The organism is Streptomyces sp. ALB3, from assembly GCF_044385685.1.
GTDB lineage: Bacteria > Actinomycetota > Actinomycetes > Streptomycetales > Streptomycetaceae > Streptomyces.
The window spans coordinates 154,381-173,535 of sequence record NZ_JBISCE010000026.1; the positions used below are offsets into that span (position 1 = coordinate 154,381).

12 protein-coding genes are annotated in these 19,155 nt (G+C 69.5%); 9 read left to right on the top strand and 3 right to left on the bottom strand.

All coding sequences use genetic code 11. The features are described from left to right. Window positions 1-132: 132 nt before the first annotated feature. A complete protein-coding gene (locus ACHFIV_RS12615; RefSeq protein ID WP_398967009.1) occupies window positions 133-747 on the top strand; it encodes a DUF4865 family protein in 615 nt (204 codons plus the stop codon). Window positions 748-1,725: 978 nt separating this feature from the next. On the opposite strand, the gene ACHFIV_RS12620 is transcribed toward ACHFIV_RS12615, so the two are convergent. Continuing rightward, a complete protein-coding gene (locus tag ACHFIV_RS12620) occupies window positions 1,726-2,727 on the bottom strand; it encodes a LysR family transcriptional regulator (protein ID WP_398968181.1) in 1,002 nt (333 codons plus the stop codon). 39 nt (window positions 2,728-2,766) lie between these two features. Between ACHFIV_RS12620 and ACHFIV_RS12625 the strand changes: the two genes are divergently transcribed. From ACHFIV_RS12625 to ACHFIV_RS12645, 5 genes are all read left to right on the top strand, one after another. Continuing rightward, on the top strand, window positions 2,767-3,726 hold the full coding sequence (locus tag ACHFIV_RS12625; protein ID WP_398968183.1) for a serine hydrolase: 960 nt from the start codon (window positions 2,767-2,769) through the stop codon (window positions 3,724-3,726). Window positions 3,727-3,809: 83 nt separating this feature from the next. After that, entirely contained in the window at window positions 3,810-4,838 is a 1,029-nt protein-coding gene (locus ACHFIV_RS12630) for an MBL fold metallo-hydrolase (RefSeq protein ID WP_398967011.1), read from the top strand. A 214-nt stretch (window positions 4,839-5,052) separates the two neighbouring features. Beyond that, window positions 5,053-6,162, top strand: coding sequence for an MFS transporter (locus ACHFIV_RS12635; protein WP_398968186.1), 1,110 nt, complete (start codon window positions 5,053-5,055; stop codon window positions 6,160-6,162). Between the two features lie 386 nt (window positions 6,163-6,548). Beyond that, complete coding sequence (locus tag ACHFIV_RS12640; RefSeq protein ID WP_398967013.1) at window positions 6,549-7,085, top strand: DUF7822 domain-containing protein; 537 nt, start codon at window positions 6,549-6,551, stop codon at window positions 7,083-7,085. Window positions 7,086-7,447: 362 nt separating this feature from the next. Beyond that, entirely contained in the window at window positions 7,448-7,762 is a 315-nt protein-coding gene (locus tag ACHFIV_RS12645) for a hypothetical protein (RefSeq protein WP_398967015.1), read from the top strand. A gap of 484 nt (window positions 7,763-8,246) precedes the next feature. On the opposite strand, the gene ACHFIV_RS12650 is transcribed toward ACHFIV_RS12645, so the two are convergent. Both ACHFIV_RS12650 and ACHFIV_RS12655 read right to left on the bottom strand, forming a co-directional pair. Beyond that, the gene (locus tag ACHFIV_RS12650) at window positions 8,247-8,942 is read right to left on the bottom strand and encodes a L,D-transpeptidase family protein (protein WP_398967018.1); all 696 of its coding nucleotides are present in this window, start codon (window positions 8,940-8,942) and stop codon (window positions 8,247-8,249) included. A gap of 92 nt (window positions 8,943-9,034) precedes the next feature. Continuing rightward, window positions 9,035-10,951, bottom strand: a complete 1,917-nt coding sequence (locus ACHFIV_RS12655; protein ID WP_398967019.1) for a collagen-binding domain-containing protein — start codon at window positions 10,949-10,951, stop codon at window positions 9,035-9,037. A 470-nt stretch (window positions 10,952-11,421) separates the two neighbouring features. Here ACHFIV_RS12655 and ACHFIV_RS12660 point away from each other — a divergent pair, with 470 nt between their 5' ends. The 3 genes from ACHFIV_RS12660 (at window position 11,422) to ACHFIV_RS12670 (ending at window position 18,965) form a co-directional block, all read left to right on the top strand. Beyond that, window positions 11,422-11,892 carry a hypothetical protein gene (locus ACHFIV_RS12660; protein ID WP_398967022.1) on the top strand — a complete coding sequence of 157 codons (471 nt, stop codon included), beginning with the start codon at window positions 11,422-11,424 and terminating at the stop codon, window positions 11,890-11,892. A 95-nt stretch (window positions 11,893-11,987) separates the two neighbouring features. After that, window positions 11,988-14,012, top strand: a complete 2,025-nt coding sequence (locus ACHFIV_RS12665; RefSeq protein ID WP_398967023.1) for a flotillin family protein — start codon at window positions 11,988-11,990, stop codon at window positions 14,010-14,012. Window positions 14,013-14,108: 96 nt separating this feature from the next. Next, window positions 14,109-18,965: a DNA repair ATPase gene (locus ACHFIV_RS12670; protein ID WP_398967026.1), complete on the top strand. Its 4,857-nt coding sequence runs from the start codon at window positions 14,109-14,111 to the stop codon at window positions 18,963-18,965. The last annotated feature ends 190 nt before the right edge of the window (window positions 18,966-19,155 follow it).

Genomic DNA, 19,155 nt, shown 5'->3' on the forward strand with positions numbered 1-19,155 from the left:
TGACGCATCGGGCTGTCCAGGAAGTCACCGAGGACGGTACCGAAGCCGAACGCGGCCCTCATGTCACCGAGGCCGAATACCTCACCGACCTGCTCGCCCACTGATTACCCACGAAGAAAGGCGTCCTCGTCCGTGTACGCGCAGCAATACGAGCTCACCCTGCCCGCCGACTACGACATGACGATCATCCGTAAGCGGGTCGCCGAGGGCGGCCACGTCCTCGACAATCGAGCCGGACTAGGTCTGAAGGCCTATGTCATCCGTGAACGCGGCATCGACGGCTCACCGGTCAACCAGTACGCCCCCTTCTACCTGTGGAACGACATCGGTGCGATGGCTCACTTCCTCGTCGGTGGCGGAGGATTCCAGAACATCGTTCGGGACTTCGGCCGCCCCGTCGCCCGGCATTGGACCGGCATCGCCTGCCATGCCGGCCCTGCCCGCACAGCACCTCCCAAGGCAGCCTCGCGCCGTCTCACCCCGATACCTTCCGACGTGGACCTGGACGGCACCGGACTGGGCCTGTCCGCGCTGATCGGACGGGAAGTCGAACAACTGCAACGGCTTGCCGCACAGGACGGCGTACACACCGCTGCACTGGCCGTCGACCCCCACCATTGGCAGCTGCTGCGGTTCGTGGTGTGGGCGGACTCCTCCACGCTGGACGAAATGGCGACCGAGCGCTACGAGGTGTTGCACCTGTCCGCCCCCGGCCTGGGTGACCTGCCGGAGGGACAGGGCTGGTAGCGCCCCCGCTACCCGCGCTCGCTTCACCTCGACTGTATGGACGGCGAACCGGCCGACGAGGGCCCCAGCGCGCTTAAGTTCTTCGCAGGACGGCCCACTTGGTGGACAATGATGCGATGCCTGGCCGAGCTGAGGCCGTGGCGTGGGACCCGGAATGGCCTGCCCCCGCCGTCTCGTCCTCATGCGGTCGGCGTCCACGGCTGATCGCCACACCGGCTGAGTACGATCACCTGCGCCGGTCTTCATGGCGCCCGAACACCGGCGACAGCCGCACGACAGCTGCTGCCCGCTGAGCGACGGCAGACGGCAGGGCGGCCAAGGCCGTCCTCCAGACACTCGTGGGCTTCCATGCTTGCACGCCGGAGCCCACAGCCGACGAAGAGTAGGGCTTCCCGCCATGCGATACGCACGACGCGCCAAGGGGGCCCTGACCGTCACCGTCGCCACCGTGGCCAGTCACACCCTCATGTCTTTCGGCTACACGTGGGCCCGCCACGCTGCTGGTCGCCGGTGGGCTGTTCTGGGTAGGGCTATCCGGTTACTTCATCGACGACATCGACCGCACGGGCAGATACCGAGCCTGGCTCTGGCTGCATGCGTTCTTCTCTGCACGGGGCTTGCAGGCGCTGACTCCAGCCACCGCGGCTGAGACGGCAACGGAGCTCGACGTCCGTTGAAGATGAAGACTTGTGAGGCGGCACGGGCGCTGTGCGGCAGATGATCGCGTCGCGGCAGACGACCTGCCCAAGGCGGTCGACTGAAAGCTTCGGCCGGCCAGTGAATGCCCGGGTCACCAGGTGCGGGCCGCGAAGCAGGTCGGCGCTCCTGTGCGACTGGGGTCGATCGGCGACCCAGTTCTCTGCCTCGCGTCACCCCCAGTTCGAGCCGTGCTCACCTCGTGCACCAGGCAATCGCCTCGGCCTCAGCACCCCAGCGCGAAACCCAGAACCATCCATCGGGCTGCGGAGTCGAGGCCGCCTACCAGCGCCATGCTGTTTCGTCGTATACCACCGCCCACGGGCGGGGCGGATCGGTCTTCGCGGGCGCGCCCTCGTCGCGGTGCAGGTTCATCGTGCGGTCGCGGTGCAGGATCGACGTTCGGTCGCGGGCGAGCACGTCGGCTGCGAGCTCGGCGAAGTGAGGGGCGGCCGGGTGGGAGGACCGCCCGGCGGACCAGACTGCGCTGGTCCGCCGGGCGAGGGGGCGGTCGGCCAGTGGCCGCCAGACGACGCGGGGCTCCTTGCCGGCCACCGGCCTCTGATCGAAGGCGATGCCGTGCCCCGCGCTGACCAGGGCGAGCAGAAGCTCGGGGCGCGAGGCATGCCGCAGACCAGTGGGATCGAAGCCTCCGGCTCGGCAGGTGTCCAGAATCCGGTCGTACCAGCCCGGAGCCTGCGCGCGTGGAAGGAGCACGAGGTCGTGACCGGCCAGCTCGGCGAGTGCGACCTCCGGAAGCCGGGCCAGCGGTGAGACGCGAGGCAGGACGACGCCGAGCTCTATGAACACCTCCGGACCGAGGTGGAGCCCTGTGACGTCCACAGGCTGGTGGACGATTCCGATGTCGAGCCCGCCGGACGCGATCAGCCGCAATTGCTCGTCGGTGGTGATCTCCTGGAGCTCGACGGACATGCCCGGATAGTGTTCCGCGCATGCGCCGAGCAGCAGGGACAGGGTGGCGACCGTCGTGCCGGGAGGCACGCCCGCGTGCAGGGTGCCCAAGTCCCCTTCACCGGCGCGGCGGGCCAGCGCCCGCAACCGCTCTTCACCGGTCAGCAGTGCGCGGGCTTCGTCCAGCAGCGCTGTGCCTGCGGGCGTCAGTTCGACCTGGCGGCGCGACCGGTCGAACAACGTGGTGCCGAGATCCTCCTCCAGCCTGCGCACCGCCTGACTCAGGGGTGGCTGGGCCATGCCGAGCCGGTCGGCGGCCCGGCTGAAATGCAGCTCTTCGGCAACAGCGACAAAGATGCGCAGGTGGCGCAAGAGATTCACAGCCAGGGACCTTACGGGAGGGGCGAAGTGATGGTCGAGGACCGGATCCGTGAGGTTTTCGCGGGGGCGGGAGCCGAGGGGTTGTTGCACGCGCTTCCCCTCGGTCGAGGGCCGGACTGCGAGGAGGTGGCCCTCAGCACGCGTTCGGCAGGCGACGAGAGGGACGACGGTGAGTGCGCGGCGGCCGACGAGGTGGCCGTCGGCGCTGATCAGCCCGTCGTGATCGCCTCGATCTTCAAGGTATTGCTGGTTTTGGAGTTCGCGCGTCAGGTCGCCGCCGGCCAACTCGACCCCCGTGAGCGGGTTCGCGTGACGGCGGCAGACCGGCTCGGGGGCTGGGGTACGGCCGGTTGTGCGGACGACGTCGAGCTGTCCCTGCGCGACCTGGCCCATTTCGCGCTCACGGTGAGTGACAACTCGGCGGCGGACCTGCTGCTGGCCCAGGTCGGTCTCGACACGGTACGGCTTCTGGTCCAGGAGCTCCGCCTCGAACGGACCAGGATCGTGGGCGGCCCTCGCGATGTGCTGCAATCGATGCTCACCGAGGTCGGCGCTCGCGACGAGGCGGAATTCGCCCTCCGCTACCCGGCTCTCCCGGACGAGCGCAAGAGACGGATGAGCGTGCTCGACCCGTCGCGGACCAACGCCAGCACGCCACGCGAGATCACCCGGCTACTGGGTCTGGTCTGGCGCGACGAGGCGGGCCCTCCACAAGCCTGTGCGCATGTGCGGGGACTGATGTCCCGCCAGGTGTTCCGACACAGACTGGTGTCGGGGTTTCCCGACGAGGTGACGGTCTCGGCGAAGACCGGAACTCTGCCCGGCCTGCACATGGAAGCGGGCGTCGTCCGGTATCCCGACGGCAGCCGCTACGCAGTTTCCGTCTTCGCCCGCACGCGGGAGCTCGCCACATCACGGCCGGCCGTTGACGCGGCGATCGGCGCGACGGCTCGGCTCGCTGTCGAATTCCTACGCAGCCGTGGCAGCTGACGTGGCCTCATACGGCTCCGCCTATGGGACCGCCAACTTTCTGATCTTGGACCGCGGCGGGTGCCTCCTGATCTCATGGCCCCATGAACGACGACGCAGACGCACCGCGCCCGACGCGGCGCATCCAGGGTTTCGGCAGACGCACGGTGCTGCGCGGCGCAGCGTTCGGTGCGGCGGCTCCGCTTCTCGCCTCCTCCGCCCCCGCCGCCGCCGCGAGGACACACAGGGCTTCGCCGACTGGTTCGTCGTCCTTCCGCTGGCTGGGCACGTCCGGCTGGCGCATCGACGTCGAGGGGCGGACGGTGCTCTTCGACCCATACATCACCCGGTTCAAGACGGGCCTGTTCGAAGGGGCCTTCAATCCGTGTACAAAGCTGAGGTCCGATCCGGAGCGGGTACGCGAGAGCATCGGCCGCCCTGAGATCGTGCTGGTCAGCCACTCCCACTGGGACCACATCGCCGACGTACCCCATATCGCCAAGGCCACCGGTGCCCGGGTCGTCGGCACCGAGACCACGTTCCACCTGTTGGTCGCGTTCGGTGTCGACCCCGCGCAGATCTCGGTGGTCAAGGGCGGTGAGGTACTGGACTTCGACGGGATCACGGTCGAGGTCGTGTCGAGCCTGCACAGCCGCAACAAACAGCACACATACTTCGCTCCGGGAACGTTGCACCAGCCACCGCCGGCTGCCCCCCGCACGATTGCCGACCTGCCGGAGGGCGACACGCTCGCTTTCCAGGTAACGGCCGGCAGCGGCGCGCCCTCGGCCTTCCTGATGGGCGCCAGCGACTTCTCCGAGCGGGCGGTCCAAGGACTGAGGCCCGATGTCGCCATGATCGCGGTGCCGTCCAGCGCCTCGACGTCCCGCTACGTGCCCCGGTTGCTGCGAGCGCTCGGGCAGCCCGCTGTTGTCGTACCAGTCCACTGGGACAACTTCGAAGAGCCCCTGAGCGAACCACCGCGCCGTGACCCTGCGATGGACCTGGACGCGTTCGTCGCGCTGGTCGAGGAGGAGTCTTCACTGAGCCGCGTCGTTGTCCCGGACTACCACACCACCTACGGCGGAGACATGCGACCCGAGCCGCGTCGCCAGGAGCACCGGCGGCCGTGAAACGACCGTGGGCGGCGCCCCCGCGAGCGGTCACCGGTTGGCTTCGGCGAGCCGCAGCTCGCGGCGCACAGCCTTTGAGCAGCAGGGGCTTGCACACGCTGTACGACAGCACGAGGTGATTTCTCTTATGGGCGGCCCCACGGAGCAGGGCGGAGACCACGCGGTCGCGGGGCGAGCGTCTTCATTTCAACGGTCTGCCGTGCTGGCGGCCTTGATGCTGGCTGCTTTCACCATCAATACGGCCGAGAACCTGCCGATCGGCCTGTTGGAGCTCATTTCCGAAAGCCTGCGGGTGTCAGTGTCGGCAGTCGGCCTCCTGGTCACCGGATACGGCGTGACCGTCGCCGTCGCATCTGTGCCGCTTGCCCAGGTCACACGGGCCGTGCCCCGACGTCATGTGCTCACCGGGTTGCTGGCCGCGCTGGTCGTGTCGGGCCTGATCGCATCGCTGGCCAACTCCTACTGGCTGCTCTTCGTGGCACGGCTGATGACCGCACTCGCTCAGGCGCTGTTCTGGGCCGTGATGGGACCGACCGCGGTCGGCCTGTTCGCGCCCGAGGTCCGCGGGCGTGTAGTCGGAGCGCTTTCGGCCGCCGGTTCGCTCGCCCTCGTACTCGGTGTTCCCGCCGGGACCTGGCTGGGCCATCAGATCGAATGGCCAGTGCCCTTCGCAGTACTCGCCGGTCTGGGGCTCATCTCCCTCATGACGATCGCTGCCCTGCTGCCGACCTCCCGTCCGGAAGCGGAGCCCGCCGCCTACGGCAGAGATCCCGACGCACGCCGGTTCAAGATCGTGCTGGTAGCCGGGGCGCTGTCGGCCACCGGGGCGTTCGCGGGATTCACCTACCTCGTGAAGTTCCTGCGCGAGGTCAGCGGGTTCGCCCCGAGCACGATCAGCGTCCTGCTCCTGGCTTTCGGCGCTGCCTGCCTGGTCGGGGTGAGCATCACGGGGGCGCTACTGGACCGCTCTCCGCACGCCGCGCTGACCACTGCGGTAGCCACGCAGGCGGTGGGCATGCTCGGCCTGTATGTGGCAGGCTCCGACCAGATCGCCGCGGTGGTGTTTCTGATGCTGATGGGCGGTGCCCTCGGGCCCATTTTCATGACCACTCAGAACGAGATGCTCCGCTGCGCTCCAGGCCGCACGGATATCGCACTCGCAGCGAACTCCGGTGCCTACAACGCCGGAATCGCGGCGGGCGCCGCGCTCGGCGGGCTGGTCCTTCCGCTCGCTGACGTGCGGGGCGCCTTTCTCACAGGCGGGCTGCTGACCGTTGGGGCCTATGCGGTGCTTTGTGGCAAACAGCCGCCGCGTAGCCGATAGACGTGTGTCGAGTGCGATCTTCATTCCCTTGTCCCTGCGGGCGGAAGACAGATGGACCGGCGCTCACTCCTCGCCGGCCCACTGTTCGCCTGCCATGCGGGAGTGGCCGGCCGGACGCTCACCACGCCTTTGGCCTACTCACCATGGCGGGACCATTTCACCGCTCAAACCGACCATGGCAGGTCAGCGGCCTGCCAGTATCCGTTGACGACCCGAACCTCACACACAGGTCGGCGGTGAAATCCGAGGCGCGGGTCTCGGTGAATGTCCCGCCGATGTCGCGGGGGCAGCTCATCTGACGGTCCGAGCCTTTCCACGCGCTCTGACCGCGCGGGAAGAGTTTACCGGCGCCGAGGCTGTCGGTGCTCCTTGCTAGCGTCGCCACCATGGCAAACCGTTCCTATCTCTACTCCGCAGGGTCCATGCCGAACGAGGCGGAGATCCCCAAGCCGATCCGCTGCATATCCGAGCACAACTGGGACATCCCGCTCGCGCACAAGCTCTTGGCTGGACGCGGAACAACGATCGTCCCGTCCTTGATCTGGAATCCTCCGATCGGCATCGCCGCGGACTACGCCGACGGGGCGGCCCTGCTCCGTAGCCTCTTGCGCGCGGTCGGCAAGGGCCTGCAGCAAGACGCCGAGTTCGCCGAATGCGTGGCCAGGACCACCGCCCACCTCGAGAAGCAGCAGGCGAAGTACTTCCTTCTCGAGACCGGGGAGATCATCTCGATGACGGGCGACGATCCGGCAGCGAGCGTGCGGCGTCTGGCGGCCGAGGACATACCCGATGCCGTCGCCAAGGCAGAGGCTGCGATCGCCGGCCAGAACGACGACTGGCTGGCCTCGGTCCGAGCCGACTGGCAGAAGCACTTTGCGTCCTTCTACAGCGATGCCCTCTACTTCTCCTTCCCCGACTCATGAGACCCGCGGCGCGGTCCCGGGCGAGCCCGGCTTGATACGAGAGACAGGCCCTGTGCCCACAGTCGCCCGGGGCCTCCCCTCCGTGCGCACGCGTGCACACCACACGCGCGCAACCCTCCTTCGGGGACACGTCAGGGAGCGGGTTACGGGTACGCCATCTGTTGATGAGCGTCAGCAAGAGCCCGTCGCCGGAGTCGGCGTGATCCTGCTCCAGACGTTGGACAGCCCGCTGCACGGGTGCCGACCCAGCGCTCTGACCCGCAGGTTCACCGGGTCGGGAGCCCGTGCGCTTGCTGATGCTGTAAGTCCCTCCAGGGGTGTGACTGGCACTTCACCACACGGGCCCCTGGCAGAATCTCCGGGTGATACAGAAGAAGCTCGACGCGCTCGCGCAGATGATGGAGGAGTACCGGGCCATGCCGTTCCCGCCCGGGTTCCGCGGCTTGGACGTTGAAGCCCAAGACATGGTCATGCTCGACGCGGACACCGCGGGTTATGTCTACCGCGTCCTCGATGGCCCCCTCCCCGCACCTGCCAGAGGGGGCTTGACCAGGTTGGTGGGGGTTTTCGAGAAGGTCCTCCCGGCGATCGACAGCGAGTACGCGAGCAGGTACTACACGCAGGCACGCGACGTGGCCGCGCTGGCTGCCGAGATCGAAGCCATGCGCGACAAGTAGTCTCCATCGGGGGTTCGCCAGGCTGGCGGTTGTGGCAGTTGGATGTGCAGCGATACCCGATCCGACAGCTGAAGGTGGGTGGCCGAGCCTGTCAGAACTGTCCGAGGCGGTGGCAGTTGGGCGGCCTGCCGCATCAGGACACGACTCCGGACAAGTGGCCGGCCGCCGATCCGGCCGATGCCCCACCCGGACGGTGGGAGCCCGTGTCCTCCGGACCGGATCATGACATCCCGCTGCCGCCGGTCGCCGCGGCCGTGTTGGGTAGGTACGAACGGACCGGCCCCTCCAAGGCAGCTACAGCCCCTACGACGCCTACGCCGCACCGTACTGGGTGGCTCAGCTGCCGCACAGGATCCAGTCAGACAGTGAAGCACGCCAGACTGCTCCGTGACGTCCTGCGCGACGCGCCTGCAGCACCACCGGCTGTCCGTCCTCGACCGGGCTGGACAGCAGGCACCGATTGCGGGCAGCCGGGTCCCGTAGGTCAGTCGGCGGTGCCGGGTTTTGTGCCCCACACGTAAATGCTGTCGTCGACGGCGAGCAGGTCCCACAGCGTGGCGGCGTCGTCAAGGGCGAGGTTGACGCAGCCCGCCGACCCTCCGCCGTCATACAGGTCGCCAGGGCGTCCGTGCAGGGCCTGTCCGCCGTCGAAGAACTGTGCGTACGGCATGGGGGCGTTGTCGTAGATGGTGGAGACGTGGTCTCGGTTGCGCCAGTAGATCTCGTGCCACCCGGGGCGGGTCTCCTGCGCGTCGCGCCCGGTGCGGACCGGTACCGGGCCGAAGTCGACCTTCTTGTCGGTCTGTACCCAGAGGAGTTGGCGGTCCATGTCGATGCAGGTCACGCGGTGGGAGCGGATCGGACAGCGGCCGGCAGCGTTGGGGGCCGGGGTGGCTTCGACGGCGACCGAGGTGCGGTATGTCGCGAGATCGGCGAAGCCGTCCTGTCGGGGCAGGCCGTGCTTGGTCTGGAAGGCCCGGAGGGCACGGCAGTCGGCCTCCGACTGCCGGCCGTCGGCCGCCAGGCCAAGGTGCTTCTCCAGCTGACGCTGGTAGGGGCCGGTCGCTGCCGTGCACGGGCTGCCGCCGCCCGGGGCGGCCGTGGCGGGCATGACCGGGTACAGCAGTGCCATGACTGCTGTGGCGGCCAGGGCACCGGGGAGGCGGTAAGGAAAGCGCACGTGAGGACCTCCTTGCGGAGCGAGTTCTTCCCGCCAGTCGATCAGTCGGCCGCCCGGCCGCCCACCGATGGGCGGCCGGGCGGGTGACGAGGTCACACGTGCGTGGCGCTGTGGAGGCGGTGCTCGCCGTCCTTGCACTTCCCGGCCTTGCACTCCTTACCCTTGCAGGGCTCGCCGCGCTCGTTGTCGATCTCGACGGTGACGCCTTCCTCGTTGTTGGCCTCGGTGATCTCGTACGGCCCGAAGACCGGATCGGCCGGCAGGACGTACCCCTCCGGGACTGCGGTCTCGAGGAGGTAGTACTCGCCGAGCGGCAGGTCCTCGAAGATGCACTCACCCTGCTCGTCGGTGGAGCATCCGGCACCGGTGCGAGTGTCCGGGGATCCTCCAGTGGTCTGAAGTCCGGGGACGTCGTTCGTCTCACGCCACAGCTCGAAGACGGCACCGGACAGCGCGTCACCGTTCTTGGCATCCGTCTTCACCACAGTGAGCTCGCCGGGTTCCGACGGTGCGGGCGTCCGGGAGTTGGTGGCGGTGACGGTGACCCCTTCGTCGGCGTTGGCCTCGGTCAGCACCAGAGGGCCGAAGACTGCGGGATCGGGCAGTTCGTAGCCGTCGGGGGCGACTGTCTCCTGCCAGTAGTAGGTGCCGGTCTCGACCTCTTCCTCGCACGTGCCGTCTGCTCCGGTCGTGCACGGGCCATCGACCTGGGTGTCGGGGTCAGCCCCCGAGGTCTGGAGGCCGGTGGTGCCGTTGGTCTCCTCCCACAACTGGAAGACAGCACCCGCCAGCGCATCCCCGGTCTCGGCGTCGGTCTTCTCCACCTCGACCGTGCCGGTGGCGGGCGGTGTGGGGTCGGTGTCGCAGTTCAGATCGGCGTCGAACGGGAAGTAATGGATCTCCCCGGCGTTCGCGGGCCCGCCAGGGGTGCCGGCGAGTGGTCCCGCGATCAGTTCGCGGGCGATGATGTCGCCTTCGATGTTGGCCGGGTCGAGGTCTGTGAGGCTGGCTCGGGGGGCGTAGACGGTGCCCTCCAGGCTGTCGCCGTCGGCAATGGTGATGTCGGTCGCGTCAGCGAAGTTCCACAGGATGTACGGAGCCTGTTCACCCGACACACCGGCCATGGTCGGCGTGCTCCAGATGAACTCGCTGTCCGTGCCCGTGGTGTCGACGGTGACCAGCAGCGGCGTGTCCGCGGTCGGCGGGTCCAGGAAGGTGAGGATGTCGATGTTGTTCAGCTGCTCGCCGGTCAGCCGCAGCACGTTGGTCTGTCCCTCGGTGAGGGCGATCTTGATGTTGGACCCGGGAGGGATGGTGCCCTGATCGGGCAGTGGTACTTCGTTTCCGTCGAGGAGGGTGACGTTGGCCGCGCAGGTGGCCATGGTGTCGGAGCGGTTGCGGTAGGTGGAGAAGAGGGACGTGAAATCCATCAGCCCGCCCTGGGCGACGGAGGCGGCCGGCTGCTGGGTGGTCAGCCCGATCCGAGGGGTGGAGTTGTAGGCCGCGCCGTCGGCGACCACCTGTGTGTTGACGCTGGCACCGTTGCTGTCCTGGATCAGTGCGTCGCTGCCCGTCATGTCGCCGATCTTGACGTATCCGTCCTGCAGAACGCTCAGCACACCGGTGGGGCTGCTGCCCGCGTAGTCGACGGCACCTCCGACGAGCAGAGCCGTCGGCTCGCTGTCTCCCGGCGCGGTGAACGTTCCGGGTGTGTGGAGCGCGACGTTGTAGCCGTCGCCGTAGGCGAGATCGCCGCCTACCGCGACGGGGCCCTCCGACTCGGTGCTGCCGAGAGTGGCGTCCTCTTCGACGACCACCCCGAAGCCGTTGTTGCCGGCAACCGGGTTCCCGACGGCGACCGGCACACGGGCTGCGGCGCCCGCCGGGCCGCCGGTCAGTACGGCGGCCGCCAGCACCCCGGAACACGCGGCACCGGCCGCTGCTTTGCGGAGAGCTTTGCGTGCCGTGAACGATCTGTACACGCTGAGGGGCTGAGTCACATCTGTCATAGAGGAAAACTAGACATTCACCCCTCCCATGAGTGGGGGCGCACGGCCGTGCCTGCCGGACCGACACCCGAATGGCCAGCAGCCAGCAGCGGCCCAGCAGCACTCCTTGCGGCATGGACGCCGCAGGTCGGCGTCGAGGGTGTGGAGTTGCTGCCGACGGCCCTCCCGCACCGTCGGCCTTGGCCAGGTCACCCGCGCTGTGAAGCGCAAGCTCAGGATGCTGCAGTACAGGCCGGAGGCGGATCACCCCCTCCCGGCTCCCGACGCGCCTCTGACAAGCCGCTGACTCGGGGGGCCACGACCGACACGTGCCTCCGGGGGGGGCGCCACCGGCATCAAGAAGACGTCGAAGACTGCCTGGTTACGGCAATGCGGAGCAAGGCGCCCCCGCTTCAGGATGGTCGTCGCAAGGGCACGGGCGTTGGCCCGGTGCCGGGAGACGGAAACCGTGACACGTCAGGAGGAGAGCCATGGGAGAACTCCTGTACGCCGCTTTCGGCTTCCCCTCGTTGTCGTTCAGTGCGGCCGTGGTCGCCGTGGCGGTGTTCTGGCTGCTGGTGCTGTTCCGCGCCGTGGAGTGCGACGGCTGCTACGGCGCCGTGGACACCGAAGCCCTGCACCTCGGCCCGGTGCCCGGATCGGTGGCGGCCTCCCTGTTCATCGTGGGCAGCTGGATCCTGAGCATGTCGGGCTTCGTGGTTCTCCGTCTCGCCGGTGCGTTCCGGTCGTTCTCCGCTCTGCTCCCGCTCACCTTGCCGGTACTCGCTCCCGTCGTCTCCTCGTGGACGACCCGACGCCTCGCGGGGCCGCTGGTGCAATCTGCCGACGAACCCGGGCCGCATCGGGAGGACCTCACCCACCGGGCTGAGTTCCTCGAACGGGATCGGCTCGCCGCTGTCGGGCGGCGTGCTCTACCTGCGCCGGCACGGCGACGCAGGTAGCCCTCCTCGGGGAGCATCCGCCGTCCGGTGCTCGCCCACCTGTCCCGCAGCCCCGGCCTGCGGCTCCCGCTTCCTTCATCGACACGGGGTTTCTCATGGATGCCATCACCGTGGGCATCGGCGCGCTCGTCGCCGTTGTCCTGCTCGTCACCGTCGTCCTGCTGTTCGTGGTCAGCCGGCTGTTCCGGAAGGTGGAACAGGGCAAGGCTCTGATCGTCTCGAAGATGCGGAAGGTAGACGTCACGTTCACCGGGCAGGTCGTCCTGCCCGTCCTGCACAAGGCCGAGGTCATGGACATCTCGGTGAAGACCATCGAGATCTCCCGGACCGGACGCGACGGCCTGATCTGCCGGGACAACATCCGCGCCGACATCCGCATCTCGTTCTTCGTCCGCGTCAACAAGACCGTCGAGGACGTCATCAAGGTCGCGCAGGCCATCGGCACCGCCCGGGCCAGCGACAAGGAGACCTTGCAGGAGCTGTTCAACGCCAAGTTCTCCGAGGCCCTCAAGACCGTCGGCAAGCAGCTCGACTTCACCGACCTCTACACCAAGCGCGAGGAACTGCGGTTCCGGATCATCGAGATCATCGGCATCGACCTCAACGGCTACAGCCTGGAGGACGCGGCCATCGACTACCTGGAGCAGACCCCGCTCACCCAGCTCGATCCCGGCAACATCCTCGACGCCCAGGGCATCCGCAAGATCACCGAGCTGACCGCCGTGGAGAACGTCCGGACGAACGAGTTCCGCCAGCACGAGCAGAAGGAGATCACCCGGCAGAACGTCGACGCCCGCGAGGCCATCCTGGAACTGGAGCGCCGCCAGGCCGACGCCGAGATCAAGCAGAAGCGCGAGATCGACACCGTACGGGCGCGTGAGGAGGCCGAGACCGCACGGGTCGTCGAGGAGGAGCGGCTGCGGGCCCAGAGCGCCTTCCTGAAGACGGAGGAGCAGCTCGGGATCCAGCGGGAGAACCAGGCCCGCGAGGTGGCGGTCGCGCAGAAGAACCGCGAGCGGGTCATCGCCGTCGAGAACGAGCGGATCGAGAAGGACCGCCTCCTCGAGGTCATCGGCAGGGACCGGGAGACCGAACTGACCCGCATCTCCGCGGAGAAGGAGGTCGAGGCGGAGCGCAGGGACATCGCCGAGGTGATCCGCGAACGGGTGGCGGTGGACCGTACGGTCGCCGAGCAGGAGGAGTCGATCAAGCGGCTGCGGACGGTCGAGGAGGCCGAGCGCACCCGGCAGGCGGTCGTCATCGCGGCCGAGGCCGAGGCTCAGGAGAAGCTGGTCAAGGACATCAAGGCGGCCGAGGCCGCCGAGCAGGCCGCCGTGCACCGGGCCGCCGAGCAGCTCACCCTGGCCGAGGCCCGCAACAAGGCAGCCGACATGGACGCCCGCGCCAAGATCCGCCTCGCCGAGGGAGTGCAGGCCGAGGCCGCCGCCGACGGGCTCGCCGCAGCTCAGGTCCGCGAGAAGGAGGCTGACGCGATCGGGAAGACGGGTCGCGCGGAGGCCGAGGCCACCGAGGCGCGGCTGCGTGCCGAGGCTGTCGGCACTCGCGAGAAGGCCCTTGCCGAGGCGACCGCTATCGGCGAGAAGCTGAAGGCGGAGGCCGCCGGTCTGACGGAGAAGGCGGCGGCTATGGCGGCTCTCGACGAGGCCTCCCGCGCCCATGAGGAGTACCGCCTGCGGCTGGAGACGGAGAAGGAGATCCGGCTCGCCGGCCTCGACGTGCAGCGTCAGGTCGCCGAGGCGCAGGCCACCGTGCTCGCCACCGGCCTGGAGAACGCCGACATCAACATCGTCGGCGGCGAGTCGGTCTTCCTTGACCGGCTCGTGCAGTCCGTCGCGCTCGGCAAGTCCGTCGACGGCTTCATGGACCACTCGGAGACCGCGCAGGCGCTGGCGGGTCCGTGGCTGAACGGGGAGGGATCCTTCACCGAGGACCTCACCAAGGTGCTCGGTTCGCTCTCCAGCGCCGACGTGCAGAACCTCAGCGTCTCCGCGCTGCTCGCGAAGGTCATGAAGTCCGGCGTGCTCGACGCGCACGTCCCCGGCCCGGCCACCGCCGCCCCGGCCGAGACGCCCGCGCTGAACGGCTCGGCCACGAACTGACCGCCCCGGGGGGGAGCGGTCACAGCGGTCCGGTGCCGGCACACGGGGGTGTCGGCACCGGACCCGCAACCATCAGGGGACAAGGAGCGGATTGACATGAGCGCCGGAATGGACCACGACACGTACGCGGTGCTGCGCGACCGCCTTGCGGCGCAGGCGGCCGAGCTGGCCGGGCGTGCCGAGGCGCTCAACACCGCCCGTACCGCCGCCTTCGGATCCGGTGGGCTGTCTCTCACCGGCACCGGCAGCGTCCGCACCGAGGGTGCCGGGGAGTTGCTGGACGTCGCCGCCGTCGGAAACGATGTCCTGTTGTTCGGCTCCCACCCGGCCTCCGCGCAGAGCGCCGAGCCGTCGGTCGCCGACCTCTTCACCCTCCACGACCGGGACCTGAACCCGCTGTCCGAGGGCGCGGTGCCCGGTCTCCTCGACGACCCCGGCTTCGTACGGGATTTCTCGGCGCTGCACCGGTACTTCCGGGACGCGCGCCTGCTACGGCTGCGACGCGTGGAGGGCCGGCTCCTCGCCGTCTTCCGGACCGGGCAGAAGGCCGACGACATCCGCGTCCTGCGCTGGTCGGTCGGGCCGTCGGGCGAGACGCGGTTCCTCGACGCTCTGGGAGAACGCGACCACGTCTTTCCGCCCCCGCATGATGTCGACTGGGTGGACACGACCCGCGACGACCACGTCCATGGCCGGCACCCGCACGTCTCGCTCGGCGGCCGTCTCTTCGTCTCCACGGTCGGCGGGGCGCTGACGGTCAAGACGGAGAACGACGCCGAGACGGCCGAGGGCGTGTACGCCGAGCCGGTCGACGAGCCGCTCCAGGCACTGGCCGATGCCGAGGTCGCGTATGCGTTCGTGAGGGCCCTGACCCTGGTGCGCGTCCGCCCGTACAAGGAGGAGGTCGTCCGCCACCTGGTCTTCAACGGCCTGACCGGGAGCGTCGTCAGGCTCGACGGCATCGGTCAGTCGTGTCTGCGGCTGCCCGGGGACGAGGGAGTCGTCTTCCCCGGTGGCTACTGCCTCGCCTCCGGTGCGATGAAGACCTTCGACACCGACACCTCGGGGCTGGTCCTCGACCGGGTGATCCGTTCGCCCGACGGCGAGAACCTCCTGTTCTCCTTCCACTCCCGGCCGGAGCACCGCGGTCTTCTCCTGCCGTACAACCTGATCCGAAAGGAGATCGCCCATCCGGTGTCCTGCCGTGGATACGCGCTGCTCGACGACGGGACGATGGTCGTGCTGCGCGACGAGGCCGGCGAGCCCGGCCGGGTCCACCTCGTGCAGATCTGGCGGACTCCGTACGTCTCCGACACCCATGTGAACCCTGCTGTGGACGGCCCGTTGGCCCGCATCGGCAACGCGGACCTCGTCCGAGGGATCGCGGACTGCCTGTCGATCGTCCGCCAGGCCACCGAGCTGACCCCCGCCGGCGAGGTCTACGAGGCACTCGCCGCCGCCTGCGTGCGCGCGGGCGACGTCCACCACTGGCTGGGAGACCCGGAGACCGGTGACTTGCGCACCCCCCTGGCCGAGCTCCGGGCCACCGCCGCGCAGGTCCTCGACGAGTTCGAGACGGTGACCACGCTCACCCGGCAGGCGGCGGAAGCGTACGCGGACTCCGCCCAGCAGATCGGCCGGCTGGTCCGGCGCATCCGGGGCGAGGCGCCCGCCACGGCCGACGAGTGGATCTCGCGGATCACCGAGCTCCGCCGGGCGCAGGGCCATCTGCTGACCCTGAAGGACATGCGGTACGCCGACACGGACGGCATCGACAGCCTCGCCGGGGACGTCGAGGCCGACATCGCTTCGGCCGCCCAGCGGGCCGTCGACTTCCTCCGGCGTGAGGACGCCTTCGCCGCCCACCACATCGAAGCGGAACGGTTCGCGACAGAGGCCGGCGCCGTCACCACCGTGGCGGGCACGGCCCCGGTCGCCGGCCGGCTCGACACGCACACCGCCGACTTGCGGACGCTCAGCGAGATCATCGCCGGTCTCGACATCGGCGACGCCACCGTCCGCACCTCGATCCTGGAACGGATCGCCGACGTCCTGGGCGCGCTGAACCGCGCCCGGGCCCTCCTCGCCGCCCGCCGTGCCGAACTCCTCGACCAGGAGGGCCGGGCGGAGTTCGCCGCCGAGTTCGCCCTGCTCGGCCAGGCAGCCACCGGCGCGCTGGCCGCCGCTGACACCCCCGACCGCTGCGACGACCAGCTCGGCCGGCTGCTGCTCCAGCTGGAGAACCTGGAGTCCCGCTTCGCCGAGCACGACGGTTTCCTCGGCGAGATCGCCGGCAAGCGCGCCGAGATGTACGACGCCTTCGCCGTGCGCAGGCAGTCCCTCCAGGACGCCCGCGCCCGCCGCGCCGAGCGCGTCGCAGCATCGGCGGACCGCGCCCTGGAGACGATCGCCCGGCGAGCCGCGACCCTTTCCGACCTGGACGAGGTGAACACGTACTTCGCCTCCGACCCCATGGTCGCCAAGATCCGGCGCACCGGCGCCGAGCTGCGGGAGCTCGGCGACGAGGCACGGGCAGAGGAACTGGAGGGCCGCCTCGGCGCCGCCCGGCAGGAAGCAGGTCGCGCGCTACGGGACCGTACCGAACTGTTCGCCGACGGCGGCGCCACGATCCGGCTCGGCCGGCATCGCTTCGCCGTCAACAGGCAGGCCCCCGAGCTGACCCTCGTACCGCACGGGGACACCCTCGTCCTCAGTCTGACCGGGACCGACTACCGCGTGCCCGTCACCGACCCGGACGTCGCCGAGACCCGCCCGTACTGGGGCCGGGTCCTTCCCTCCGAGTCGCCCGGCGTCTACCGGTCCGAGTACCTGGCCGCGCGCCTCCTCGCCGAGCACGGCGCCGGCGGACTTGCGGGTGAGGACGTGGCCGCGCTCACGCGACGGGCCGCCGAGGCCGCGTACGACGAAGGGTACGAGCGCGGCGTCCACGACCACGACGCGGCGGCGATCCTGCAGGCCGTCCTCAGGTTGTCCGCAAGCACCGGACTGCTCAGGTACCCGGCTCCGGCACGCGCGGCCGCCCAGGTCTTCTGGGCCCACACCGCCACCGCCGAGGCGCGGGAGCAGTGGACCCACCGCGCCGACGCCCTGGCCCGGGCCCGCGACCTGTTCGGCACGGAGTCGGCCGTCGACGGCCTGCGGGACGAGCTGGCCGAGGAGATCGGCGACCCGACGGCCGCCGCGTACCTGGTCGAGGAACTCGTCACAGCGCCGACGGGCTTCGCCGTCTCGGACGCGGCACGGACCCTGCTCGACGAGTTCCGCCGCGCCGTCGGAACCTCCGCGTACGACGACTCCCTCGTCTCCCTCACGGGACCGCGCGCGCGTCGGCAGGTGGTCGAGGCCTGGCTCACCTCCTACGCGTCGGTATCCGGGGAGCCGCTCGACGAGGGCGTGCTCGCCGAGGCCGTAGCGGTCGAACTGTGCCCGGAGCTCGACCGCTACGAGGTCGCCGCCCCCGTCACGGAGACGGTCACCGGACTCCTGGGCAGCCACCCCCGCCTGCGGGGCGGCGCGTTGGAGGTGCGGCTCGACGAGTTCCTGGTGCGGACGCGGGAATTCGCCGCCACCGACGTGCCGGCCTACCGCGCGTATCAGGAGCGCAGAGCTCACCTTGTCTCCACCGCGCGCGACCGGCTCCGTCTTGACGAGTACCACCCCCGGGTCATGTCGTCCTTCGTCCGCAACCGGCTCGTCGACGAGGTCTACCTCCCTCTCATCGGCGACAACCTCGCCAAGCAGCTCGGCGCGACCGGAGGCGCCCGGCGGAGCGACTCCCAGGGCCTGCTGCTGCTCCTGTCCCCGCCCGGTTACGGCAAGACCACGTTGATCGAGTACGTGGCCGAACGCCTCGGCCTGCTCCTCGTCAAGGTCGACGGACCCGCCCTCGGACACCGGACGACCTCGCTCGACCCCGCCGAGGCGCCCGACGCGACCGCCCGCCGGGAGCTGGAGAAGATCGCCTTCGCCTTGGCGGCGGGCAGCAACGTCCTGCTGTACGTCGACGACATCCAGCACTGCTCGTCCGAGTTCCTGCAGAAGTTCATCCCGCTCTGCGACGCCACCCGGACGCTGGACGGGCACGACCTTCGCGGCAAGCGCTTCGCCGTCTGTATGGCCGGAAACCCCTACACGGAGTCCGGGCAGGCCTTCCGTGTCCCGGACATGCTCGCCAACCGGGCCGATGTGTGGAGCCTCGGCGATGTGCTGACCGGCAAGGAGGAGGCCTTCGCGTTCAGCTTCGTGGAGAACGCCCTCACCTCCCATCCGGTCCTGGCGCCCCTGGCGGGCCGTGACCGCTCCGACCTGGAGCTGCTGGTACGGCTGGCGGCCGGGGATCCGACAGCTCGCCGTGACCGGATCACGCACCCCTACACCCCGGCGGAGCTCCAGCAGGTCCTCGCCGTACTCCGTCACCTCCTGACCGCCCGTGAGACCGTGCTCGCCGTCAACGAGGAGTACATCGCCTCCGCCGCAACCGCCGACGGGGCTCGCGTCGAACCGCCGTTCCGGCTCCAGGGGTCTTACCGCACCATGAACAGGATCGCTGCCCGTGTCTCACCCGCGATGAACGACGCCGAGCTCAGCGCGGTGATCGACGACCACTACACCGCCGAGGCCCAGACCCTCACCGCCGAGGCCGAGGCGAACCTCCTCAAGCTCGCCGCGATCCGCGGCCCCCTCACCCCGGCGCAGGCCGCCCGCTGGACGGAGGTGACAGGCGCCTACACACGCACCCAGGCACTCGGTGGCTCCGCCGGCGACCCCCTCGCCCGGGCCGTCGCCGCCCTCGGCCTGCTCGCCGACCGCATCACCGCCGTCGAAGCGGCCATCACCCGCGCCACTGATCCGCGCCACCCCCTTGCGCACCCCGCAGGACGGCACGCGTCACACCCCGTGGACGTCACCGCTCCCGATTACCGCCGCAACTGACGCAGGAAGGGGCGAGCAGCATGGACCGGCCCTTGCACGCGGCGATCGGGGAGCACCCGGTCCTCTGCCTGATGTGCGACAACGACACATTCCGGAAGCGAGAGGTGATGCTCAACGGCAGCCGAGGCCGGCGCCCACACGCGCCCTTCACCACCGGCCGTCAGGCGCCGCCCGCCCCGGACGGCGGTTG